Origin of the sequence: Streptomyces dengpaensis (genome assembly GCF_002946835.1) — a bacterium.
GTDB classification, from domain to species: Bacteria; Actinomycetota; Actinomycetes; order Streptomycetales; family Streptomycetaceae; genus Streptomyces; species Streptomyces dengpaensis.
This window is the reverse complement of record NZ_CP026652.1, coordinates 6700639-6723968: the sequence shown is the minus strand read 5'-3', so window position 1 is coordinate 6723968 and position 23330 is coordinate 6700639. Positions and strand designations below refer to the sequence as shown.

17 protein-coding genes and 1 pseudogene are annotated in these 23330 nt (G+C 69.8%); 10 read left to right on the top strand and 8 right to left on the bottom strand.

Annotation, left to right across the window (positions count from 1 at the left end; genetic code table 11):
- Positions 1 to 6: 6 nt before the first annotated feature.
- Positions 7 to 1539, bottom strand: a complete 1533-nt coding sequence (locus C4B68_RS30950; protein WP_099504606.1) for an aldehyde dehydrogenase (NADP(+)) — start codon at positions 1537 to 1539, stop codon at positions 7 to 9.
- 129 nt (positions 1540 to 1668) lie between these two features.
- On the opposite strand from C4B68_RS30950, the gene C4B68_RS30945 reads away from it, so the two are divergent.
- Both C4B68_RS30945 and C4B68_RS30940 read left to right on the top strand, forming a co-directional pair.
- On the top strand, positions 1669 to 2442 hold the full coding sequence (locus tag C4B68_RS30945) for an IclR family transcriptional regulator (protein WP_099504605.1): 774 nt from the start codon (positions 1669 to 1671) through the stop codon (positions 2440 to 2442).
- 163 nt (positions 2443 to 2605) lie between these two features.
- Positions 2606 to 4057 (top strand): peptidoglycan D,D-transpeptidase FtsI family protein, encoded by a 1452-nt coding sequence (locus tag C4B68_RS30940; RefSeq protein WP_099504604.1) that lies wholly within the window; start codon positions 2606 to 2608, stop codon positions 4055 to 4057.
- Positions 4058 to 4111: 54 nt separating this feature from the next.
- Here C4B68_RS30940 and C4B68_RS30935 read toward each other — a convergent pair whose 3' ends face one another.
- Both C4B68_RS30935 and C4B68_RS30930 read right to left on the bottom strand, forming a co-directional pair.
- Entirely contained in the window at positions 4112 to 5563 is a 1452-nt protein-coding gene (locus tag C4B68_RS30935) for an NCS2 family permease (protein WP_099504603.1), read from the bottom strand.
- Positions 5564 to 5905: 342 nt separating this feature from the next.
- Positions 5906 to 6154, bottom strand: a pseudogene (locus C4B68_RS30930) (TIGR03086 family metal-binding protein); the annotation flags it as partial.
- A gap of 403 nt (positions 6155 to 6557) precedes the next feature.
- Between C4B68_RS30930 and C4B68_RS30925 the strand changes: the two are divergent.
- The 7 genes from C4B68_RS30925 (at position 6558) to C4B68_RS30895 (ending at position 14181) form a co-directional block, all read left to right on the top strand.
- Entirely contained in the window at positions 6558 to 7379 is an 822-nt protein-coding gene (locus C4B68_RS30925) for an NAD-dependent epimerase/dehydratase family protein (RefSeq protein WP_099504602.1), read from the top strand.
- A gap of 375 nt (positions 7380 to 7754) precedes the next feature.
- Positions 7755 to 8525 (top strand): DeoR/GlpR family DNA-binding transcription regulator, encoded by a 771-nt coding sequence (locus tag C4B68_RS30920; protein ID WP_099504601.1) that lies wholly within the window; start codon positions 7755 to 7757, stop codon positions 8523 to 8525.
- Between the two features lie 108 nt (positions 8526 to 8633).
- Positions 8634 to 10004, top strand: a complete 1371-nt coding sequence (locus C4B68_RS30915; protein ID WP_099504600.1) for an ABC transporter substrate-binding protein — start codon at positions 8634 to 8636, stop codon at positions 10002 to 10004.
- Positions 10001 to 10939 carry a carbohydrate ABC transporter permease gene (locus tag C4B68_RS30910; protein ID WP_099504599.1) on the top strand — a complete coding sequence of 313 codons (939 nt, stop codon included), beginning with the start codon at positions 10001 to 10003 and terminating at the stop codon, positions 10937 to 10939. Before C4B68_RS30915 ends, C4B68_RS30910 begins: the two co-directional genes overlap by 4 nt.
- Entirely contained in the window at positions 10936 to 11787 is an 852-nt protein-coding gene (locus C4B68_RS30905) for a carbohydrate ABC transporter permease (protein ID WP_099504598.1), read from the top strand. Before C4B68_RS30910 ends, C4B68_RS30905 begins: the two co-directional genes overlap by 4 nt.
- On the top strand, positions 11784 to 12773 hold the full coding sequence (locus C4B68_RS30900; protein WP_099504597.1) for a zinc-dependent alcohol dehydrogenase family protein: 990 nt from the start codon (positions 11784 to 11786) through the stop codon (positions 12771 to 12773). The genes C4B68_RS30905 and C4B68_RS30900 overlap by 4 nt, the downstream gene beginning before the upstream one ends.
- A gap of 178 nt (positions 12774 to 12951) precedes the next feature.
- On the top strand, positions 12952 to 14181 hold the full coding sequence (locus C4B68_RS30895) for a TerD family protein (RefSeq protein ID WP_180289332.1): 1230 nt from the start codon (positions 12952 to 12954) through the stop codon (positions 14179 to 14181).
- A 50-nt stretch (positions 14182 to 14231) separates the two neighbouring features.
- On the opposite strand, the gene C4B68_RS30890 is transcribed toward C4B68_RS30895, so the two are convergent.
- The 3 genes from C4B68_RS30890 to C4B68_RS30880 all read right to left on the bottom strand — a co-directional run bounded on the left by C4B68_RS30890 (position 14232) and on the right by C4B68_RS30880 (position 19473).
- Entirely contained in the window at positions 14232 to 15812 is a 1581-nt protein-coding gene (locus C4B68_RS30890; protein WP_099504595.1) for a TROVE domain-containing protein, read from the bottom strand.
- A 475-nt stretch (positions 15813 to 16287) separates the two neighbouring features.
- Positions 16288 to 17754, bottom strand: coding sequence for an alkaline phosphatase PhoX (locus tag C4B68_RS30885; RefSeq protein ID WP_099504594.1), 1467 nt, complete (start codon positions 17752 to 17754; stop codon positions 16288 to 16290).
- Between the two features lie 291 nt (positions 17755 to 18045).
- Positions 18046 to 19473, bottom strand: a complete 1428-nt coding sequence (locus C4B68_RS30880) for a hypothetical protein (protein WP_099504593.1) — start codon at positions 19471 to 19473, stop codon at positions 18046 to 18048.
- 401 nt (positions 19474 to 19874) lie between these two features.
- Between C4B68_RS30880 and C4B68_RS30875 the strand changes: the two genes are divergently transcribed.
- Positions 19875 to 21701, top strand: a complete 1827-nt coding sequence (locus C4B68_RS30875; RefSeq protein ID WP_099504592.1) for an endonuclease/exonuclease/phosphatase family protein — start codon at positions 19875 to 19877, stop codon at positions 21699 to 21701.
- A gap of 110 nt (positions 21702 to 21811) precedes the next feature.
- Here C4B68_RS30875 and C4B68_RS30870 read toward each other — a convergent pair whose 3' ends face one another.
- On the bottom strand, positions 21812 to 22552 hold the full coding sequence (locus tag C4B68_RS30870) for an SRPBCC family protein (protein WP_099504591.1): 741 nt from the start codon (positions 22550 to 22552) through the stop codon (positions 21812 to 21814).
- 5 nt (positions 22553 to 22557) lie between these two features.
- The gene (locus C4B68_RS30865; RefSeq protein ID WP_099504590.1) at positions 22558 to 23175 is read right to left on the bottom strand and encodes an ArsR/SmtB family transcription factor; all 618 of its coding nucleotides are present in this window, start codon (positions 23173 to 23175) and stop codon (positions 22558 to 22560) included.
- Positions 23176 to 23330 lie beyond the last annotated feature (155 nt).

Genomic DNA, 23330 nt, shown 5'->3' with positions numbered 1-23330 from the left:
GCAGGGCTACCTCTCCAGCCGCCCGTTGAAGCGTCGCGGCAACCCCAACGGGTTGTCGTCCCGCAGTTCGGGCGGCAGCAGCGCCTCCGGCGCCCCCTGGTAGGCGACCGGCCGCAGCCACCGCTCGATCGCCGTGCCCCCGACCGACGTAGAGGTCGACGTCGTCGCCGGGTACGGGCCCCCGTGGTGCTGGGCCGGGGCGACGGCGACCCCCGTCGGCCAGCCGTTCACGAGCACGCGTCCGGCGAGCGGCGTGAGTTCCGCGAGGATCTCCGCACCGCGGCCCGAGCCCGCGGCCTCCTCCGTGGAGAGCTGCACGGTCGCGGTGAGGTTCCCGGGCAGCCGGGAGAGCACCGCGCTGGCCTCGGCCTCGGACGCGTAGCGCGCCACGACCGTGAGCGGCCCGAAGCACTCCTCCAGGAGCAGATCGTGCTCGCCGCCCGGGACGGTGAGCTTCTGCGCGGGCACGGTCAGGAAGCCGGGGCTCACCGTGTGCTCGCCGCCCGCGCCGGGGGTCACCGGGGATTCCACGTCGGGGAGTCCGGCGCGCTCGGCGACCCCGGCGATGAAGTTGTCGCGCATGCGGTGGTCGAGCAGGACGCCCGCGTCGGTGTCGCTCACCGCGTCCGTCAGGGACTTCACCAGGCGGTCGCCCGCCGCGCCCGCCGGCGCGAGGACCAGGCCCGGCTTCACGCAGAACTGGCCGACGCCCAGCGTCATCGAGCCCGCGAGCCCGGCACCGATCGCCTCGCCGCGCTCGGCGGCGGCGGCCTCGGTGATGACGACGGGGTTGAGCGAGCCCAGCTCGCCGTGGAAGGGGATGGGGACCGGACGGGCGGCGGCCGCGTCGAAGAGGGCCCGTCCGCCCCGTACCGAACCGGTGAACCCGGCCGCAGCGACCAGTGGATGCCTGACCAGCTCGACGCCCGCCTCGAAGCCGTGCAGAAGGCCGAGGACACCCCCGGGGATGTCGTGCCGGGCGGCGGCCCGGCGCAGTACGGCGGCGACCAGCTCGGAGAGCGCCGGGTGGTCGGGGTGGGCCTTGACGACGACCGGGCACCCGGCGGCCAGCGCGCTCGCGGTGTCGCCGCCCGGGACCGAGAAGGCGAAGGGGAAGTTCGAGGCCGCGTAGACGGCGACGACGCCCAGCGGCACCTTGTAGCGGCGCAGGTCCGGGATCGGCGGGGTCGCGGTGTCGTCGGGGTGGTTGATCACGACGTCGAGGAAGGCGCCCTCGTCGACGATGTCCGCGAAGGCGCGGAACTGGTAGCAGGTGCGAGCGAGTTCGCCGGTGAGCCTGACCGGGCCGAGCGCGGTCTCCGCGTCGGCGGCCTCGACGAGCTGGTCCTTGGCGCCTTCGAGCAGGTCGGCGGCGGTGCGCAGGAACGCGGCGCGTACGGTGCGGTCCGCGAGCGCGGACCGTGCCTCGTACGCGGCACGGACGGCCTCGTCCACCTCGTGGGCTGTGGCCTCCACAGCAACCTGTTCACGCTGCTTCCCGGTACGGGGGTCGACACTCCAGACTGGTGCTGCTGCCACCGCGGGTCCCTCCAGATGTGATGCCGCAGTTTGTCCGCACCCACCAGGGGCGTTCGATATACTGAACGCCGTTTCTGATGGTGAATGCTGGTGGAGACTATTTCCCGTCCAACGAAGGGGTCAAGGGCGATGTCGGCAGCCGAGACAGGCGGCGGGGCGCAGGTCAAGTCCGCGGTGCGGACTGTGGAACTGCTCGAGTACTTCGCCGGCCGGCCCGGAATGCACTCCCTGGCAGCGGTCCAGGAAGCCGTCGGTTACCCCAAGTCCAGCCTGTACATGCTGCTGCGTACGCTCGTGGACCTCGGCTGGGTCGAGACCGACGCGACGGGCACGCGGTACGGCATCGGCGTACGGGCGCTGCTGGTCGGTACGTCGTACATCGACGGTGACGAGGTGGTCGCCGCGGCCCGCCCCACCCTGGACCGGCTGGCGGACGACACCACGGAGACCATCCACCTGGCCCGCCTGGACGGCACGAACGTCGTCTACCTGGCCACCCGCCAGTCGCAGCACTATCTGCGCCCCTTCACCCGGGTCGGGCGCAGGCTGCCCGCACATTCGACCTCGCTCGGCAAGGCGCTGCTCGCCACGCACACGGACGAGCAGGTCCGCAAGATGCTGCCCGAGGCGCTCCCCGCGCTCACCGAGCACACGATCACCGACCGGGAGAAGCTCATCGAGGAGCTGCACCAGGTGCGGGATCAGGGCTTCGCGGTGGACCGCGAGGAGAACACGCTGGGGCTGCGCTGCTTCGGCGTGGCGATCCCGTACCGCACCCCGGCGCGCGACGCGATCAGCTGCTCGGTGCCGGTGGCACGGCTGACCCCGGCGCACGAACAGATGGTCAAGGACGCCCTGTTCGACGCGCGTGAGCGCCTCACCCTGGCGACGCGCAGGCTGTGACGAAGGCCCGCGCCGCCTGGGCAGCACGGCATGACTCGCTTCCTGAAGGAGTCACGGAAGGTCCTGAAGGAGTCACGGGCAGGCCGCCGCTCCATGAAGAAGTCATGAGAAATCCGGGCGGAAGGGAACGATCCGCTCGTCCTCGCTCGTCGTTATGAGCGGGATGAACAAGACAATCAGGCGTGCCGCCGTCTTCACTCTGCTGCTCGTGCTCGCCCTGCTGGTCAGGGCGACATGGGTGCAGTTCTACGAGGGCCGGGCGCTCGCGGAGGACAAGGACAACCGACGGAACGCGATCTCGCTGTACGCGCACCCGCTCGGGAACATCATCGTGGCCGGCGAGGCGATCACCGGTTCCGCACGGACGACGGGGAGTGACCTCAAGTACAAGCGCACCTACAAGGACGGCAGCCTGTACGCGGCGGTCACGGGCTACAGCTCGCAGGTGTACGGGGCCACCCAGCTGGAGGGCATCTACCAGGACCTCCTCGACGGCACCGACAGCCGGCTGAAGAGCCCGCTCGACGGCATCACCGGCAAGCGCACCGACCCGGGTGACGTGATCACGACGATCGACCCGGATGTACAGAAGGCGGCGTACAACGCGCTCGGGGACAAGAAGGGCGGAGTCGTCGCGATCGACCCGACGACCGGCAAGATCCTCGCGGCCGTCTCCACGCCGTCGTACGACCCGACGACGATCAGCGCGGGCGAGTCCACCGCCTGGCAGAACCTGCGGAAGGACGCGGACAAACCGCTCACGAACCGGGCGCTGCGCCAGCCGCTGCCGCCGGGCTCGACGTTCAAGCTGGTCGTCGCGGCCGCGGCGCTGGAGAACGTGCTGTACGGGGACGTGGACGAGAAGACGGACAGCCCGGACCCGTACACGCCGCCGGGCACCAACCGGGCACTGACGAACGAGAACCCGAACGCACCCTGCGAGAACGCCTCGATCCGCGTGGCGCTCCAGTACTCGTGCAACAACGTCTTCGGGAAGATGGCCGTCGACCTCGGCCAGGACAAGGTCAAGGCGATGGCCGAGAAGTTCGGCTTCAACGACGAGACGCAGGACGTGCCGGTACGGGCGTACACGAGCGTGTACCCCTCGGACATGGACAAGTCGTTCACGGCACTGACCGGCATCGGCCAGTACGACGTGACCGCGACCCCGCTCCAGATGGCCATGGTGTCGGCTGCCATTGCCAACGACGGCAAGCTGGTTTCGCCGCACATGGTGTCGCAGATCAGTGACGCCGACGGCGATGTGCTGCAGAACTACGACGACACCACGGACACCAAGGAGATCGTCAGCTCGTCCACCGCCGAGCAGCTGCAGTCCGCGATGCAGACGGTCGTCGAGGACGGCACGGGCACGAACGCCCGGATCTCTGGCGCGACCGTGGGCGGCAAGACCGGTACGGCCCAGCACGGCGAGAACAACAGCAAGACGCCGTACGCCTGGTTCACGTCGTACGCGAAGTCCGACTCCACCGGCAAGGAGGTCGCCGTCGCGGTGCTCGTCGAGCAGTCCGACGCGGCACGCTCGGAGGTCAGCGGCAACGGACTGGCGGCCCCGGTGGCCAAGGCGATGATGCGGGCGGCACTGCGGAACTGAGGGCTCCCGCGCCCCGCCGGGGCGCGGGAGCCCTGCTTCACATGGAGCAGCCGCTCACCTCACGTTGAAGAGCTGCTCGATCGGGTCGATCGCGAAGTACACCAGGAACAGCACGGAGGCCCCCCACAGCAGCCAGTGGACCTCCTTCGCCTTGCCCAGGACCGTCTTGATCAGGACGTAGGCCAGGAACCCGGCCCCGATCCCGTTGGTGATCGAGTACGTGAACGGCATCACGGCGATGGTCAGAAACGCGGGGATGGCGATCTCGTACTTGTCCCAGTCGATGTGCTTGACCTGGGTCATCATCAGGAAGCCGACGGCGACGAGGGCGGGCGCGGCGGCCTGGAGCGGGACGATCGTCAGCAGAGGGGTCAGGAACAGCGCGCAGGCGAACAGCCCACCGGTGACCAGGTTCGCGAACCCGGTGCGCGCACCCTCCCCGACGCCCGCCGCCGACTCGATGTACGAGGTCGAGGACGACGCCGAGGCCGCACCGCCCGCGACCGCCGCCGCACCGTCGATGAGCAGCACGCGGCCGAGGCCCGGCACCTTGCCCTCCTCGTCGAGCAGCCCCGCCTCGGCGCTGATGCCGACGACCGTGCCCATGGTGTCGAAGAAGTCGGACAGGACCAGCGTGAAGATCAGCAGGACGACGGTGATCGCGCCGGCCTCACCGAAGGCGCCGAACAGACTGAAGTGACCGATCAGTCCGAAGTCCGGCGAGGCCACCACATCGTCGGGGACCTTCGGCGTGGTCAGGCCCCAACTCTTGATGTCGGCCGCGGAGTCGATGATGATCGCCACGATCGTCATGACGACGATGCTGATGAGGATCGCACCCTTGACCTTGCGGGCGAGCAGTCCGATGGTCAGCAGCACACCGAGGCAGAAGACGAGAACCGGCCATCCGGCGAGCGTGCCCGTACCGCCCATCTGCACCGGCACAGTGGTGTTCGCGACGTCCGGGATGCGGCTGACGAACCCGGCGTCGACGAAGCCGATGAAGGCGATGAACAGGCCGATGCCGACGCTGATCGCCTGCTTCAGCGGCTGCGGTATCGCGTGCATGACGGCCTCGCGCAGACCCGTCACCACCAACACGCAGATGAGCAGGCCTTCGAGGACGATCAGGCCCATCGCGTCGTCCCAGCTCATCAGCGGGGCGATCTGGAAGGCGACGACCGCGTTGAGGCCGAGGCCGGCGGCGAGGGCGAGCGGGAGGTTGCCGCCGACGCCCATGATGATCGTCATGACGGCGGCCACCAGGGCGGTGGCGGTGGTCAGTTGCACCGCGTCGAGTTGGTGGCCGAACTTGTCCTTGGCGCTGCCCAGGATGATCGGATTCAGGACCAGGATGTAGGCCATGGTGAAGAACGTGGCGAAGCCGCCGCGTATCTCCCGGCCGAAGGTGGAGCCCCGGGCGGATATCTTGAAGAACCGGTCGACGCCATTCCCCCCTGGGGGCACGGCACTTGGCCGGTCGGCCACCGTCTGCGTTTCGGACATGATGCTGCTCCTCGCTGCCTGCGTGCTGGGTGTGCGGATGCTGGCTGGATTGTTCCCCTGCCGAACCGCACTCAGGTTTTCGCCGTGTTACGGAACCGCGTTCGGCCGGCCATAAGCCGGCCGAAGGACCGTACAGCGAGGAGAGGCACCGAACTCTCGTGATTGGCCAACCTGTTGACCGGCAGGCGGGACGCCGCCGACGCGCCGCTCGCCCTGGTACGCGGCGGCGGACCACCGGCGGCGTACAGGCCCGCCCCGGCCACCTATCCCGCCCGCACCCGTATACGCGAGCCATGCGTGAGCGTCGACGGACCACCCCCGCCGGCGAGGTCGGTCGAATTCCTACGGCTTCCAGCCGGGGTCGCGGCCGCTGAGGCCGATGACCCGGTCGAGCAGGGGAGCGTCGTCGGGAACCGGGACCACGGGGCCGAAGATGCCCTCGCCCCTGTTCGGATCCTCGGCCGCGGCGGTGAGGAACTCGAACGACGCCTGCAGGGCGGCGGCATCGGGCTCGTAATCCTGGCCGGTGGCCCGGGCGAGATCCCACCCGTGCACCACCAACTCGTCGGCGGCGACGGCACCCGCCACCGCGGCCCTGCCCCCGCCTTTCTTCGCCCCCGCCGCCCCTACCCTCCCCCACTCTCGGCTTCTCCCCCAGTGCCTTAAGGGCCTGGGAGGTACCCCCAGAGCGGGGGACCCCATCGTCCCTGGGGGCTGCCGCCCCCAGACCCCGCATCGGCCTGAACGGCCTCGTCCTCAAACGCCGGACGGACTGGGGGGTGCACCCGCAGTCGCCAACGCACGGAAGGGGCCGTGCCGTGCCGGTACATCACATGCCCGTCGCTTACGTTCGGATCTAGAAACGAATCCCCATAAGCCAACGTCTGATTCAGCGGCGACGGGCGGATGTACCGGCACGGCACGGCCCCGACCCACCACCCGGCAGAAAGCGAACCGGCGGTAAGCGAACCGTCAGCATCAAGGAGACCCAAGGATGCCCACCCGCACCGTTCTGCTCACCGGCGCCGCCGGCCGACTCGGCACCCTGATGCGAGGCCTGCTGCCACGCTACGGCTACGAGCTGCGCCTCCTCGACCTGCGGCCCATCGACGGCGCCCCGGACGCGATCACCACCGACCTCTCCGACAAGGCGGCGCTGCGCGAAGCCGTGCGAGGCGTCGACGGGGTCATCCACCTCGCGGGCATTTCCCTCGAAGCCTCCTTCGAGAAGATCCTCAAGGCCAACATCGAGGGGACATACAACCTGTACGAGGCGGCGCGCCAGGAGGCCGTACGCCGCATCGTCTTCGCCTCCTCCAACCACGCGGTCGGCTTCACCCCGCGCCCCCAGGACGACACCCCCATCGACAACAGCGCCCTGATCCCGATCGACACCGCGCACCGCCCGGACACCGTCTACGGCCTGTCGAAGTCCTTCGGCGAAGACCTGGCCCAGTTCTACTGGGACAAACACGGCCTGGAGACCGTCTCGGTGCGCATCGGCTCCTGCTGCCCGCAGCCCACCAGCGTGCGCATGCTCTCCATCTGGCTGAGCCCTGACGACGCCGCCCGCCTCTTCCACGCCGCGCTGACCGCCGAGGTCGTACGGCACACGGTCGTCTACGGCTCCTCCGCCAACACCCGCCTGTGGTGGGACCTCTCGACCGCAAGGGCACTGGGCTACGAGCCGCAGGACGACTCCGAGCCGTACGCCGAGAAGCTCATCGCCGAGCAGGGCGAGCTCGACCCGGCCAACCCGGACCACGCCCACCTGGGCGGCCACTTCACCACGCACCCGCCGATCTGGCCGCACTGAGTGGGATCACCCGCACAGGACGGGCACGAACAGCCCCACCCACCCGCGTACACAGGACAGGCACCGACCAGCCCCACCCACCCGCACGCACAGGACAGCCACCGAACAGTCCCACCCACCCACGGGCAGCAAACGGACCCGCCCACTCCCCCTTTCGGGCACGCCCCCTGCCCGATCAAACCTCCCCACCCGCTCCGCCCCAGGTCCGACGCGGGCACGCCGTGCGCGAAACGGGCACAGCCGGGCAGCATCGGGCACGCAACAGGCCTGGTCAGTGGCCGATACCCGCTGTAGAACTTCCCTCAAGGGTCCACTGGGCCCGATCGGGCCCGAACGGGCAGCGTGCAACGGAGCACAAGGGAGCAGGTGACGACCATGACGGCGATGACCGCAGAGGAACGACAGCGCGAGATCGTCCGGGCAGCCCGCCGCACGGGCTCGGTCGACGTCACCGCGCTCGCCGCCGAGCTGGGCGTTGCCAAGGAGACCGTACGGCGCGATCTGCGCACCCTGGAGGACCACGGTCTGCTGCGCCGCACCCACGGGGGCGCCTACCCCGTGGAGAGCGCCGGTTTCGAGACGACGCTCGCCTTCCGCACCACGAGCCATGTGCCCGAGAAGCGCCGGATCGCGGCAGCGGCCGCCGAACTGCTCGGTGACGCCGAGACGGTCTTCGTCGACGAGGGGTTCACTCCGCAGCTCATCGCCGAGGTGCTGCCCAGGGACCGGCCGCTGACCGTGGTCACCGCGTCCCTGGCCTCGGCGGGCGCGCTCGCCGAGGCCGACAACACGAGCGTCCTCCTGCTCGGGGGCCGGGTCCGCCCCGGCACGCTCGCGACCGTGGACCACTGGACGACGAAGATGCTCGCCGGCTTCGTCATCGACCTGGCCTACATCGGCGCCAACGGCATCTCCCGCGAACACGGCCTCACCACACCCGACCCGGCGGTCAGCGAGGTCAAGGCGCAGGCGATCCGGGCCTCCCGGCGCGCGGTCTTCGCCGGAGTGCACACGAAATTCGGGGCGGTCAGCTTCTGCCGGTTCGCCGACATCAGCGACCTGGAGGCGATCGTCACGAGCACGCTGCTTCCGGCGTCCGAGGCGCATCGCTACTCACTGCAAGGCCCTCAGGTCATCCGAGTCTGAAAACCCAACTCACCCCTTCAGTAGCGTCCGAAAACCCAACCCGCCCACTACAGGGACCCGCTCAACCCCTCCCCGTCCCTTATCTCCCCATACGTCCAGGAGTGATCCATGCGAACCCCGAGCCGACGGAGGCCGCGCGCACTGCTCGCCGCGGTCGCCGCTGGGACGCTGCTCACCCCGCTGCTCTCCGGCTGCTGGACCGGAGCGGGCGGCGCGGGCTCCGGAGGCAACTCCATCAACGTCCTGATGGTCAACAACCCGCAGATGGTGGAGTTGCAGAAGCTCACCCAGGCCCACTTCACCAAAGAGACCGGCATCAAGGTGAACTTCACCGTCCTGCCGGAGAACGACGTCCGCGACAAGATCAGCCAGGACTTCGCCAACCAGGCGGGCCAGTACGACGTCGCCACGCTGTCCAACTACGAGATACCGATCTACGCCAGGAACGGCTGGCTGCACGAGATGGACTCGTACGTCGCCCAGGACAGCGGCTACGACGAGCAGGACGTCCTCAAGCCGATGCGCCAGTCCCTCGCCGGCGACGACGACAAGCTCTACGGCCAGCCCTTCTACGGCGAGTCGTCCTTCCTGATGTACCGCAAGGACGTGTTTGCCGCGAAGGGCCTCACCATGCCCGAGCACCCGACCTGGACACAGGTCGCCGACCTCGCCGCCAAGGCCGACGGCGCCGAGTCGGGCATGAAGGGCATCTGTCTGCGCGGCCTGCCCGGCTGGGGCGAGGTCATGGCGCCGCTCACCACGGTCGTGAACACCTTCGGCGGCACCTGGTTCGACAAGGACTGGAAGGCGCGGCTCGACTCCCCCGAGTGGGAGGCGGCGACGAAGTTCTACGTGGACCTCGTCCGCGAGCACGGCGAGTCCGGCGCGGCCCAGTCCGGCTTCGCCGAGTGCCTCAACAACATGACCCAGGGCAAGACGGCCATGTGGTACGACGCCACCTCCGCCGCCGGTTCCCTGGAGTCGGCCAACTCCCCGGTCAAGGGCAAGATCGGCTACGTACCGGCACCGGTCGAGAAGACCGACTCCTCCGGCTGGCTCTACACCTGGGCCTGGGGGATCCAGGACGCGTCCCGCAACCCTGACAAGGCCTGGAAGTTCGTCTCCTGGGCGTCCAGCAAGCAGTACGAGCAGCTGGTCGGCGACGAGATCGGCTGGTCCAACGTCCCGGCGGGCAAGCGCGCGTCGACGTACACGAACCCCGCGTACGTCAAGGAGGCCGCCGCCTTCCAGGAGATGACGAAGAACGCCATCGAGGGCGCCCGGCCCACCGACCCGGGGGTGCAGCCGCGCCCCGCGCCCGGCATCCAGTTCGTCGGCATCCCCGAGTTCACCGACCTCGGCACCAAGGTCTCGCAGGAGATCAGCGCGGCCATCGCCGGGCGCCAGTCCGTCGAGTCGGCCCTGAAGAAGTCCCAGAAGCTGGCAGAGGAGATCTCCGAGGAGTACGAGGGACGATGACAGCGACCACGACAGCCCCGATAGCCGTGCCATCCGTACGCGCCGCGAAGCGCCCCCCGGGCCGACTGCGTGCCTGGGCCACCCGGGCCCCGCTGCTCCCGGCCCTGATCTTCATGATCGTCGTGACCCAGCTCCCCTTCGTGGCCACGCTGGTGATCTCGTTCTTCGACTGGAACTCGCTCTACCCGGACGCCCGCCACTTCGCCGGCTTCGCCAACTACGCGGACGTCCTGACCGACCCCGACCTGCGCCGCTCGGTATGGACCACGGTCGTCCTCACCGTGGCCGTGGTCCTGGCCAGCCTGGTCCTCGGCCTGGTCCTGGCCCTGCTCCTGAACCGCACCTTCCGCGGGCGCGGTATCGTCCGCACGCTGCTGATCGCCCCCTTCCTGGTGGTCCCGGTCGCCGCGGCCCTCCTCTGGAAACATGTGCTCTACAACCCCGAGTACGGCCTTCTCAACGGGCTCCTGCAGTATGTGGGCGGCCCACAGCCGGACTGGATCTCCAACACCCCGCTGCTCGCGGTCGAGGCCTCCCTCGTCTGGCAGTGGACGCCCTTCATGATGCTGATCCTGCTGGCCGGCCTGCAGAGCCGCGACCCTCAGCAGATCGAGGCCGCGCGGGTGGACGGCGCGAGCGACTGGCAGATCTTCCGCCACCTGACGCTCCCCCACCTGCGCCGCTACCTCGAACTCGGCGCCCTGCTGGGCTCGATCTACATCGTCCAGAACTTCGACGCGGTCTTCACCCTCACATCCGGCGGCCTGGGCACGGCGAACCTGCCCTACACCGTCTACCAGAGCTTCTACCAGGCCCACGAGAACGGCCTCGCCTCGGCCGCGGGCGTCCTGGTCGTCATCGGCTCGATCATCATCGCGACCTTCGCGCTGCGCGTGGTGTCGTCCCTGTTCCGCGAGGAGGTGTCCCGCGCATGAGCGCCACCGCGATACGAGTACGTCCCCGCCGCAACCGCGGAGCGGGCCTGGGCCTGGCCGCCTGGCTGCTCGGCATCCTGTTCTTCCTGCCCATCGCCTGGATGGCCCTGACGTCCTTCCACTCGGAGGAGGACGCGGCGACCAACCCGCCGTCCTTCGCCGCCGCCCTCACCCTCGACGGCTACCGCGAGTTCTTCGGCGCGGGCGGCGGAGCGAGCCCGTGGCCCGCGCTGATCAACTCGACCGTGGCGTCCGTGGTGTCCACGCTCTGCGTCCTGCTGCTGGCCTTCCCGGCCGCGTACGCCCTCTCGATCCGCCCGGTGAAGAAGTGGACGGACGTCCTGTTCTTCTTCCTGTCGACGAAGATGCTGCCGGTGGTGGCGGGCCTGCTGCCCATCTACCTGTTCGCGAAGAACACGGACATGCTGGACAACATCTGGCTCCTGGTCATCCTCTACACCTCCATGAACCTGCCGATCGCGGTGTGGATGATGCAGTCCTTCCTCGCCGAGGTCCCGGTGGCGGTGATCGAGGCCGCGCAGATCGACGGCGCGAAGCTTCCGACGGTCCTCGCCCGCGTGGTGGCGCCCATCGCGCTGCCGGGCATCGCCGCCACGGCGTTGATCTGCTTCATCTTCAGCTGGAACGAACTGCTCTTCGCGAGGGTGCTGACCGGAGTCGTCGCGGAAACCGCCCCCGTCTTCCTGACCGGCTTCATCACCAGCCAGGGCCTGTTCCTGGCGAAGGTGTGCGCCGCGTCGCTCGTGATCTCCCTGCCGGTACTCGCCGCGGGGTTCGCCGCCCAGGACAAGTTGGTCCAGGGCCTGTCCTTGGGAGCCGTGAAATGAAGGCCGCCGTCATCGAGTCCGTGGGCCGCGCCGTCGTCGCCGACGTCCCGGATCCGACGCCGGGTCCCCGCGAGGTCGTGGTCGAGGTCGCCGCGTGCGGCCTGTGCGGCACCGATCTGCACATCCTCCAGGGCGAGTTCGCGCCCAAGCTGCCGATCGTGCCGGGGCACGAGTTCGCGGGCGAGGTGGTCGGCGTCGGCACCCAGGTCACCGAGGTCGCGGTCGGCGACCAGGTGGCCGTCGACCCCTCCCTCTACTGCTACGAGTGCCGGTACTGCCGTACGGGCCACAACAACCTCTGTGAGCGGTGGGCTGCGATCGGTGTGACGACGGCAGGAGGCGCCGCCCAGTACGCCGTGGCTCCCGTGGCCAACTGCGTGAAGCTCCCCGAGCACGTACGCACCCAGGACGCCGCGCTGATCGAGCCGCTGTCCTGTGCGGTGCGGGGCTACGACGTCCTGCAGTCCCGCCTGGGCGCGCACGTCCTGATCTACGGCTCCGGGACGATGGGCCTGATGATGCTGGAACTCGCCAAGCGGACCGGCGCGGCGAGCGTGGACGTGGTGGATCTGAACCCGGCGCGCCTGGAGACCGCACAGCAGCTGGGCGTCTCGGCGTCGGCGGCGAACGCGGACGAACTGGACCGCCCGCAGGGCTGGGACCTGGTGGTGGACGCCACGGGGAACGCGGCGGCGATCCAGGACGGGCTCGGGCGGGTGGCGAAGGCGGGCACGTTCCTGCAGTTCGGCGTGGCCGACTACGCGACGCGGGTCACGATCGACCCGTACCGGATCTACAACCAAGAGATCACGATCACCGGCTCGATGGCGGTCCTGCACAGCTTCGAACGCGCGGCGGAACTCTTCGCCACGGGTGTCCTCGACCCGTCGCTCTTCATCAGCGACCGCCTCCCGCTGACGAGCTACCCCCAGGCCCTGGAGCAGTTCGCTTCGGGGGTGGGCAGGAAGATCGTGGTGGTGCCGTAGCAAAGATCAGCCCGTCCGGCGTTTGAGGACGGACAAGCCAGGGGGCGGAGCCCCCAGGTACGGGACGGGCAGGGGGCGGAGAGGGCGAAAACCCACCCGCCCCGGCCCCCGCCACCAACTGACCCATGAGTAAGGGAACGGTAAAGCGCCCTCACTCGTTACCCCAACCATGACAGCTATGACCCCCGGCTCGAACATCCCTCTCCCCGTCACCCGCGTGACGGTGGACGTCGGCGCCCCGGTGCGGCTCGACGTATCGGGCCTGCTGCTCACCGCCGACGGCAAGGTGCGCTCCGACGACGACTTCATCTTCTACAACCAACCGACCGGCCCCGGCGTGACGTACCGCTCGGGCGGCGGCACGGCCCCGGACGCGATCACGGTCGACACGACCGCGGTCCCCCCGGGCATCGAGAAGATCGTCGTCACGGCGAGCCCGGACGCGGCGGGCCAGACCTTCCAGGGCGTCGAACCCACGGCCACGATCCGCAACGCGGCCGACAACGCGGTACTGGCCACCTTCACCCCGCCCCAGCTCGGCACGGAAACGGCCCTGGTGGTCGTCGAGATCTACCTCCGCAACGGCGCGTGGAAGGCCCGAGCCGTCGGCCAGGGCTACGCGAACGGCCTGGCGGGCATCGCCACCGACTTCGGCGTGACGGTCGAGGAGCCGACGCCCACGCCGGCCCCCGCACCGGCCGCGGCCCCCGTCGCCCCGCCGGCCGCCCCGCCGATGCAGCCGCCGGTCACCCCGCCGGCCCCGCCCCTCGCCACGCCCCCGGCCCCGCCCGCCCCGGCGGCTCCCCCCGCGCCCCCGGCGCCCGGCACCGGAAAGATCAACCTCGACAAGGGCCGGGTGAGCCTCCAGAAGAACCAGACCGTGTCCCTGGTCAAGGGCGGGCGCCCGCTGCTCTCCCAGGTCAAGATGGGCCTCGGCTGGGAGCCCGCGTACCGCGGCAAGGACATCGACCTGGACGCCTCGGTCATCGCGTACGGCCCGCAGCGCAACCACATCGACAGCTGCTACTTCGGCAAGCTCTCCATCGTGAACGGCGCGATCAAGCACTCCGGCGACAACCTCACGGGCGAGGGCGGAGGCGACGACGAGGTCATCACGGTCGACCTCGGCCGCCTCCCCCAGGACGTCACCGGCCTGGTCTTCACGGTCAACTCCTTCTCCGGCCAGAAGTTCACCGAGGTGGCCAAGGCCTACTGCCGCCTCCTCGACGCGGCGACCGGCGAGGAACTGGTCCGCTTCGACCTCACCAACGCCGAATCCCAGACCGGCGTCATGATGGCGAAGCTGATCAAGCAGTTCTCCGGCGAGTGGGAGATGACGGCCATGGGCGACTTCGTCAAGTCCCGCACGGTACGCGGGATGGTGAAGCCCGCGGCCCAGGCGCTCTAGCCCTCCAGCCGAGAGCGGCCCGCACTTCCGTGCGGGCCGCGATCGAGCGCTCAGTTCCAGGGCCAGTCGGCGTCCCGCGCCGACTCCAGCAGCGGAACCATCCGGAAAGCCGCGTCCGAGAGCCCTCCGAACGTGTGCCTGTTGCCCTGCCCCGACGGGCCGTGGCCCGCGCGGTAGCCGGCCAGGTTCCACGTGTAGACCGGTACGTGCGCCGGGACCTGCTCGGTCGGATCGCCGGCGTGGCTGTACGCGGCCTGCTCGTCGGTGACGATCAGCACCCTGTCGTGCTTCTTGTAGTGCCGGCGCACCGCCTCGCTCGTGTTGGTGCCGCCGAGGTCGCCGAAGCGCTCCAGGACCTTGAGCACCGACTCGCCCTTACGGAACTTCACGCGGTTGCTGCCCGTGCCGAACTCGACGAGATCCGCGTCCGCCGCCCGCAGCGCGAGCGCCGTGCCGAAGATCGCCGCCGCGTCCGCCCGGTTGAGCTCGGAGCGGTCGGACAGCCGCGAGTAGAACATCGAACCGGACCGGTCGACGAGCACCAGCGTCCGCCCGGGCAGCGCGGGCACGTTGGCCAGCGAGTGGCCGAGCGCCTGCTCCAGCGGATACGACCAGCGCAGCGAGGGCGCGTGCTGGTACGCAGCGAGGTAGCGGAACGGGAATTGCCGCGACCGCGCGACCTCGGCCGGGTCACTGATCTTGGCGGCGACCTGCGCCGCCACCTCGTCGCTGACACCCGCCTCGTCGAAATTCCGCAGGTTGCGAACGAGTGCCATCGCGCCCATGGACGGAATCGCGGCCTCCCAGGCCGCCTTGTCCATCGGTCCCTGCAGCCAGCCGGCCAGCGCCTCCCAGGTCATGCCCGCGTCCGCCAGGCGCTGCGCGCCGTGCGCTCCGGTCACGACCCTGCGCCGCTTGGCGGGCCGCAGCACCATCAGGTCACGGTGGGCGACGAGCACGGGCAGCGACTTGGGGACGACGGCCGTGTCCGGGTTGTGGCGCCGGTCCAGCGCGTACTGGAACAGGTCGCCCTGCCACGGCTTGCCGGGATCCGGCGCCGCGTGCACCAGGTTGAGGATGTCGCCGAAGCGGTAACCCTTGGACGCGGTGTCGTACTTCAGCAGCGACTTCGCGTGGTACAGACGGCGTACGGCGTCGGCGATGCCGCGCTTGACGGGCTTGGGCACGTTGCGGCCGTACTGGGAGGTCCAGTAGGCGAGCAGCTCACCGGGCTCGTCCGGGCGGCGCAGTACGGAGTCGATGACCTGGCGGTTGGTTGGCCCGTCGGTGGCGCCCGCGTCAAGGCGCGCCTTCACGTACTCGGCGGCGCCCACGATCGAGGCCGTACGGAGGTTGCCCTCGCCGCGCAGCCAGCCGAGCAGGCCGGCCGTCCAGGACGGGTCGGCGACGGCGAGCTCGCGCACCAGCGTGGCGAACCGGTCGTCGCGTGCCGCGCCGGACTCGTAGAAGGTCTGCTGCGAGACAAAGTTGGCGACCGACAGAAGAAAAAGCTCAGAGCGTGCGTCGCGCTCCTGACCTCGGCCGCCCTCGTACGTACGTAGGACACGGCCGGTCGAGGTGATCCGCGAAGTGGGCTGGGCCTTGGCCGTCTTGGTGTTGAATCGCGCCATGGTGAATTCCCCCGAATTCATTGGTGTTTCGGAGGGAGGCGCGGCAAATGGAGGGTGCCCGAGTTCAGGAGTCGGCGACGGAACAAACAGCTGCTCTCACCGCTGAGCTACAACGCCCCGAAGGCGCAGACGGGATTCGAACCCGCGACCCACTGTCCCAGAAGCAACCGTTGCCTGCGCACCGGGCACCCACCATGAGCTGCGCCTCCCGAGATCAAATCGGCGGCGGCGTGGATTCTTTGAAAGAGAAGTAGCCGCAGCCTGCGCACCGGGAGGTGCATGAAGTTGTGGTGTCCAGAGTTCAGGTCGGCGGAACCGACGTAGGTGCTCTAACCCCTGAGCTACACCGGCGCGTTGTACCGGTGGCGGGACTCGAACCCGCGGCCGCCCCATTATCAGTGGAAGTAGGTCCTGCCTTCGCACCTGGACGTGCATCACTTTAGGAGGCGTGCCGCGGGTCGAGCCATTGAATTAATCAGCCGCGCTTCTGGCGCTTCCAGGGCCCGGTGATCGCGAGCATGATGCCCGGGTCCTGGATGTTGGCGAAGAGGGTCCGGCCGTCGGGGGAGAAGGTGACGCCGGTGAATTCGCTGTACTCCGGCTCCTCCGCGGTGCCGATGTTCAGTTCGTTGCGGGCGATGGGGTACGTACGGCCGCTGTCGGTGGCGCCGAACAGGTGCTGGAGGCCCTCGCCGTCCTCGGCGATGACGAGGCCGCCGTACGGGGAGACGGTGATGTTGTCCGGGCCGTCGAAGTTGCCTTCCTTGGACGGGTCCGGGTTGACGCCGATGAGGACCTTCAGCGTCAGGGTGCGGCGCTTGGGGTCGTAGAACCAGACGGCACCGTCGTGCGCCTGGCCGGGGCTCTCGGTGCGGGCGTACGAGGAGACGATGTACACGCCGCCGTCGCCCCACCACATGCCTTCGAGCTTGCGGGCGCGGGTGACCTGACCGTCGGTGAACTGCTTGCGCACGGGCGTGGTCTTGGCTTCGCGGTCGGGGACGTCCACCCAGTCGACGCCGTACACCGTGCCGATCTTGGTGGCGCGGGAGAGGTCGTCGACGAACTTGCCGCCGGAGTCGAAGCACTTGAAGGCCTGGAGCGCGCCCGCGTCGTCGGCGAGGGTGGCGAGCTGGCCGTGGCCGTGCTCGAAGCCCTGCGGGGGCGTCCAGCGGTACAGGAGGCCGTTGGGGCCCGAGGCGTCCTCGGTGAGGTAGAGGCGGCCGCGCTTGGGGTCGACGACGACGGCCTCGTGGGCGTAGCGGCCCAAAGCCTTGATGGGCTTGGGGTTCTTGTTGCGGCGGCGGTCCTGGGGGTCGACCTCGAAGACGTAGCCGTGGTCCTTGGTCATGCCGTTCTGGCCGGCCTTGTCCTCGGTCTCCTCGCAGGTGAGCCAGGTGCCCCACGGGGTGTCGCCGCCGGCGCAGTTGGTGGCGGTGCCCGCGATGCCGACCCACTCGGCGACCTTGTCGCCGCGGACCTCGACGACCGTGCAGCCGCCGGACGCGGCCGGGTCGTAGACCAGGCCCTCGGTGAGCGGCACCGGGTGGGGCCACTTGGAGCGGGGGCCGCTCAGCTCGTGGTTGTTGACCAGGAGGATGGCGCCGCGCGGACCGCGGAAGGTGGACGTGCCGTCGTGGTTGGAGGGCGTGAACTCGCCCGACTCCAGCTTGGTCTTGCCGCTGTAGGTGATGACGCGGCAGGAGAACCCGGCGGGCAGCGAGAGCAGGCCCTTCGGGTCGGGGACCAGCGGCCCGTAGCCGACGCCGCCGTGCCGGTCCGCCGACTCCTCGCCCGCGCTCTCGATCTCCGTGTCGGTCTCGGTCTCGGTGGACGCGAGGGCGTTCGGAGCGGTGGCGAGCGCGCCTACGCTGCCGGCCAGGGCGACTCCTGCACCGGTGATCGCGGATCGTCTGGCGAAGTCCCTGCGGGTGAGCGACATGGTGTCTCCTGTGTCGGGTGGGGTGGGACTGTCGTGGGGGCAAGTGGCGGACCTCGGTTGCGGCCACACCGTCCCGCCCGCGCCTGAACCGCAGTTGAACACGGATCGACGTCAGAAGTCCCGCTTGCGTGAATCCGCCCGACGAAGCCCGCCGCCGCAACGGGGGCAGGCCAAGAACGAGCCCCTCCGGCGTTTGAGGAGCGGGGTCTGGGGCGGAGCCCCAGGTGCGGGACGGGTAGGGGCGGAGGGGGCGAAAAACCCTGCGTCAGCGCACCGCACCTTCACCCAGGCTCACCCCCCGTGCTGCGACCGCGCCTTGAACGCGGCCTTACGCGCCTCCTTGGCGACCTTCTTGTCGGGGTGGAGGCGGCCCATGGCCTCAAGGACGTCCGGGGTGGCCGGGTGGTCGACCCGCCAGGCCGTGGCGAAGAAACCGCTGTGCTGCTGGGCAAGGCCCTCCACCAGGCCCTGCAGCTCGGCGGAGTTGCCCTCGGCCGCGAGCTGCGCCGCCACCGTGTCGATGGTGAGCCAGAAGATCATCGCCTCGGACGGCGCGGGCACGTCGGGCGCGCCGTGTTCGGAGAGCCAGACGCGGGCGAGTCCGCCCAGTTCCGGGTTGTCGAGGACTTCGCGCAGCGCGGGCTCGGCCTCGATGCCGACGAGGGACAGCGCCTGCTGACAGCGGAGGCGGCGCAGCGGCGCCCCGGCGTCGCCGCCCCGGGCCGCGGCGAGCAACTCCCGTGCGGCGGGCAGCGGTTCACGCCGGGCGAGCCACTGCTCGGTCTCGGCGTGGGCCGCGGCGGGAGGGAACGCGGAGATGCCGTCCAGCAGCACGTCCGCCCCCTTGTCCGCGAGTTCCCCCACCGCGGGAGCGGACATGCCCGCTTCGACGAGGCGCGCCCGGATCCCGTACTGCCCGAGCGGAGTCAGCCGCACCATCCCGTACCGCGAGACATCCGTGTCGTCGACGGCCGCCGCCGGCTCCTCGTCGACGTCCGCCATCAACGCCTCGTCGACGGGCTGGTAGTCGACGAGCCCGACGGGTTCGAGCAGCCGGAACTGGTCGTCGAGTCGCATCATCGCGTCCGACACCTGCTCCAGGACGTCGTCGGTGGGCTCCCCCATGCCGTCGGGCACGATCATCGACGCGGCAAGCGCGGGCAGCGGCACCGGGCCCGCACCGGGCCCGTCCTCGCTCACGGTCAGCAGATACAGATTGCCGAGCACCCCGTCGAGGAAGTCGGCCTCCGCATCCGGGTCCCAGTCCAGGGAGGAGAGGTCGATCTCGCCGCCCTCGTCCATCGTGCCGACGAGGTCGTCCAGGCCGGGCACGGTCGCGTCGGCCAGCACCGTGTCGAGGGCACCGAGCCACAGGTCCAGCACGTCCTGCGGCCCGCCGGAGGTGAGGAGGGCGAGTTCCTCGCCCGCGCCGACCGTGCCCTCGTCTTCGTCGACGATCTCGACGAGCCCGGTGTCGACGGCGACCCGCCAGGCCTCATGGGCGTAGGCGGGCGCGTCGTCCCCGGAGAGCCCGAGTATGGCGGCGGCTTCGGGAAGCTGTTCTTCGACGAGTTCGCCCCCCGCACCGACCCGCGTGTCCGGGCCCGCCCAACGGGCCAGTCGCGCGGCGCGGGAGAGCAACGGTGCGGCGAGCGCGTCCCGCGCCAGCTCCGCTTCGGAGTGCAGCCGCACCGGCGGCAGGGGGGAGCTGTCTGACATCGGCTGGGTTCTCCTCCGAACAACCGGGGCAAGCAGGACAAGCGTAGAAAGACGCGGCAAGCAGGGGCAAGCAACGCCGACGCCGACTCCGAGAACCACCCCTGGACATGAGAATCCGGAAGCCGCCCCGGAAATCCGCGCCGACGGCTCAGCCTAGACGGATTTCCACCCATGCCGCCCGGTTCATGTCCCTGACAGGAGCCGTACACCGTCGAAACCTTGACAACTCCCCTGGCGGCACACGAGATTGACGCGCGTAGAAGTCGAACGGGTCACCGGCCCGCCGACTTCTACGCGCGTCACCGCCCCCACACCCCCCGCACACAGGTCGCGCTCCCCCACGTTCGGTCCACAGCTCCACTCTCGTCCCGGCGCTCACGTACGTCTCCGGAGGGATTCCCTTGCCGAGCAAGAGAACCGCGCGCATCGGCGCGCTGACCGTCGCCGCCGTCTGTTCCACCCTTTCCGCCGTGGTGCTCACCACACCCGCCCACGCGGACACCGTCCACATCCACGACATCCAGGGCACCACCCGGATCTCCCCGCTCGCGGGCCGGCAGGTCACGGACGTGGCGGGCATTGTCACCGGCGTGCGGACCTACGGTTCGTCCAGGGGCTTCTGGATCCAGGACCCGAACGCGGACGACAACCCGGCCACCAGTGAGGGCGTGTTCGTCTTCACCAGTTCCCGGCCCACCGTCTCCGTCGGCGACTCGGTCCTCGTCACGGGCACGGTCTCGGAGTACGTCCCGGGCGGCTCGTCGTCCGGCAACCAGTCACTGACGGAGATCACCAAGCCCACGGTGACCGTGGTCTCCAGCGGCAACGCCGTCCCAGCCGCGGCGGCAGTCGCGGCCGGCTCCGTACCGGACGACTACAGCCCCGCGGGCGACGCCGCCGCGAACGGCTCGGTCAACGGCCTGGCCCTGGAGCCGGCGGCGTACGCCCTCGACTACTACGAGTCCCTGGAGGGCATGAACGTCCAGGTCTCCGACACCCGCGTGGTCGGCGCCACCGACCCGTACACCGAGCTGTGGGTCACGGTGAAGCCGCGCGAGCACGCCAACCGCCGCGGCGGCACGGTGTACGGCTCCTACACCTCGCAGAACACCGGCCGGCTCCAGATCCAGTCCCTCGGATCAACCGCCGCCTTCCCGGCCGCGAACGTCGGCGACACCCTGGAGGGCACCACCGCGGGCCCGCTGGACTACAACCAGTTCGGCGGCTACACCCTGGTCGCCAACGAGATCGGCACCCTGAAGAGCGCCGGTCTGGAGCGCGAGACGACCCACAAGCAGTCCCGCGGCGAGCTCGCGGTGGCGACGTACAACGTCGAGAACCTCGACCCGGCGGACGCCACGTTCGAGGAGCACGCCGCCGCGATCGTGAACAATCTGCGGTCGCCCGACATCGTGTCCCTGGAGGAGATCCAGGACAACAACGGCGCGGTCAACGACGGCACGGTCGCCGCCGACCGGACGATGCAGAAGCTGATCGACGCGATCGTCGCCGCGGGCGGCCCGGCGTACGACTGGCGCTCCATCGACCCGGTCGACCTCGCCGACGGCGGTGAGCCGGGCGGCAACATCCGCCAGGTGTTCCTCTTCAACCCCGAGCGGGTCTCCTTCACCGACCGCACGGGCGGCGACGCAGCCACCGCCGTCGGCGTCGGCAAGGCGCACGGCAAGGCCCGGCTGACCGTCTCCCCCGGCCGTATCGACCCGTCCGGCACGGCCTGGACGAACAGCCGCAAGCCGCTGGCCGGCGAGTTCGTCTTCCGCGGCGAGACGGTCTTCGTGATCGCCAACCACTTCAGCTCCAAGGGCGGCGACCAGGGGCTGACCTCGCAGTACCAGCCGCCGACGCGCGGCTCGGAGACCCAGCGCCACCTCCAGGCGGCCGCGGTGAACGCCTTCGTCAAGGAGATCCTGGAGACGCAGAGGAACGCGAACGTCGTCACGCTCGGCGACATCAACGACTTCGAGTTCTCCGACACCACGAAGATCCTCGAGGGCGACGGCGAGCTGTGGTCGGCGATCAAGTCGCTGCCGAAGAGCGAGCGTTACACATACGACTACCAGGGCAACAGTCAGGTCCTCGACCAGATCCTGGTCAGCCCGTCGATCCGGCGCGACTGCGACCTCACGTACGACAGCGTGCACATCAACGCGGAGTTCAACGACCAGATCAGCGACCACGACCCGCAGGTGCTGCGGTTCCGGCCGTAACTCCGCAGAGCGTTGCGGCCGTAACCCCGCAGAGCCGAGAGCCCGGCCCCGTTGTCCTGGGGCCGGGCTCCTCCGCCGGCTGCCGCTCGGGCCGCCGCCTGCGTCTATGCCTACGCGCTGAACACCCCGTTCAGCCATCCCTGCCAGGCGGTCTCGTTCCGCTTCGCGTCGGCGTCGGCCGCGAAGTCGTGAACGCTGATGCCGACCGGCGCGCCCCAGTGGTTGCGTCCGAAGAAACGGATGAGGGCGTCGTCGGTGCGCAGCCCGATGAAGTACGGGTTGCGGTAGTCGACCACGGCGTCGAGGACCTGGTCTTCGGGGCCCTGGGCCCGGACCCGCGCGCCCTCGGCGGTGTCGTCCGCGAGGCCGAGCGCCCGTCCGACGGCGGCGAAGGCGTCGGACGCCGTGGACGCCTCGGGCCCGTCGAAGGTGCTGAAGGCGGTGACCCGGCGGCCCGTGAACTGCGTCAGGTACTGGCGCAGCGTGTGCATGTAGAAGTCGGTGTGCTTGCTCGCGCCGTCGTACTGGTTGTCCCAGTCGTCGACGAAGATGCCGCTGTGCACATACCGCACCCAGGCACGTCGGCCCTCGTCACGCGGTTCGATCGTGTAGTCGAGCTGATTGAGGGTCTGCTCGGAGATGCCCTCGACGTCCTCGACCCGGTTGGTGTAGCGGTGCGGCGGGTCCCAGACGGTGATGGTGGACCCGAAGGGGCCCTTGCCGCCCTCGCGCGGCTCGGGTTCCTCCATCGGCCACAGCCAGCCGCCGGTACCGGCGGTGAAGGCGTCCCACACCTGCTCGGGCGTGGCGTCGACCTCGAACTCGCGGGCGATCTCGAATTCCTTGGACATGGTGGTCACTCCTGGGTGCTTGAAGGCAGTTCGGCGGCCTGGGGTTTGACCGTGGGGTGCACGGCCACGACGATCCGGTGATCCCGGCCGCTCTCGGCACCGGGAGCGTCGTACTTGCGGATCAGCGAGCTGACACCCGCCGTCAGCTCCTCGATGAACGCGGCGCGGTCGGCGGCCGAGGCGAAGCGCACCTCGCCGTCGAGCGCGTACGTCGCCAGCCGCTTGCGGGCTTTCGCCGCGCCGGTGATGAGCGAACCGACGTCCCGTACGAGGCGGGCGCCGAGCGCGAGCAGCCAGCGGGCGGACATCTGGTCGCGGAAGCGGTCCGGGTCGGGCTGCACGGCGGCCAGGGCGAGCGGCGAGATCACGTACGACGCCGCGGTCGCGCGCATCAACCGCTCGGTGACGTTGCCTTTGCGGCGCTCGCCCGCCAGCTCGACCAGGCCATGCCGCTCCAGCGCCTTCAGGTGGTAGTTCACCTTCTGGCGGGGCAGCCCGACCTTGCCGGCCAGCATGGCGGCCGACGCGGGCCCGGCGGCGAGCTCAGACAGCAGCCGGGCCCGTATGGGGTCCAGCGAGACGGCGGCGGCCTCCGCGTCCTCGATCACGGTCACGTCCAACATGGCTCCACCCTCCCACCGAAAACTTTTTTTGTCCAGACGGTTGTAGTCGTCGGTCAGCGCTACGGAGGGACCTCGCAAGGACGGCGGGATCTCTCAGAGACGGAGGGGCCCCTCAGGAACGGAGGGACCCCTCAGGGACATATGGGCGCGGCCCC

What these genes read in the sequence shown, in the direction of transcription:
- C4B68_RS30885 (WP_099504594.1), bottom strand. Translation starts at nt 17,754, where the DNA reads ATGTCGCTCACCCGCAGGGACTTCGCCAGACGATCCGCGATCACCGGT.
- C4B68_RS30865 (WP_099504590.1), bottom strand. Translation starts at nt 23,175, where the DNA reads ATGTTGGACGTGACCGTGATCGAGGACGCGGAGGCCGCCGCCGTCTCG.
- C4B68_RS30920 (WP_099504601.1), top strand. Translation starts at nt 7,755, where the DNA reads ATGACGGCGATGACCGCAGAGGAACGACAGCGCGAGATCGTCCGGGCA.
- C4B68_RS30940 (WP_099504604.1), top strand. Translation starts at nt 2,606, where the DNA reads ATGAACAAGACAATCAGGCGTGCCGCCGTCTTCACTCTGCTGCTCGTG.
- C4B68_RS30880 (WP_099504593.1), bottom strand. Translation starts at nt 19,473, where the DNA reads ATGTCAGACAGCTCCCCCCTGCCGCCGGTGCGGCTGCACTCCGAAGCG.
- C4B68_RS30870 (WP_099504591.1), bottom strand. Translation starts at nt 22,552, where the DNA reads ATGTCCAAGGAATTCGAGATCGCCCGCGAGTTCGAGGTCGACGCCACG.
- C4B68_RS30915 (WP_099504600.1), top strand. Translation starts at nt 8,634, where the DNA reads ATGCGAACCCCGAGCCGACGGAGGCCGCGCGCACTGCTCGCCGCGGTC.
- C4B68_RS30900 (WP_099504597.1), top strand. Translation starts at nt 11,784, where the DNA reads ATGAAGGCCGCCGTCATCGAGTCCGTGGGCCGCGCCGTCGTCGCCGAC.
- C4B68_RS30910 (WP_099504599.1), top strand. Translation starts at nt 10,001, where the DNA reads ATGACAGCGACCACGACAGCCCCGATAGCCGTGCCATCCGTACGCGCC.
- C4B68_RS30945 (WP_099504605.1), top strand. Translation starts at nt 1,669, where the DNA reads ATGTCGGCAGCCGAGACAGGCGGCGGGGCGCAGGTCAAGTCCGCGGTG.
- C4B68_RS30905 (WP_099504598.1), top strand. Translation starts at nt 10,936, where the DNA reads ATGAGCGCCACCGCGATACGAGTACGTCCCCGCCGCAACCGCGGAGCG.
- C4B68_RS30935 (WP_099504603.1), bottom strand. Translation starts at nt 5,563, where the DNA reads ATGTCCGAAACGCAGACGGTGGCCGACCGGCCAAGTGCCGTGCCCCCA.
- C4B68_RS30890 (WP_099504595.1), bottom strand. Translation starts at nt 15,812, where the DNA reads ATGGCGCGATTCAACACCAAGACGGCCAAGGCCCAGCCCACTTCGCGG.
- C4B68_RS30895 (WP_180289332.1), top strand. Translation starts at nt 12,952, where the DNA reads ATGACCCCCGGCTCGAACATCCCTCTCCCCGTCACCCGCGTGACGGTG.
- C4B68_RS30925 (WP_099504602.1), top strand. Translation starts at nt 6,558, where the DNA reads ATGCCCACCCGCACCGTTCTGCTCACCGGCGCCGCCGGCCGACTCGGC.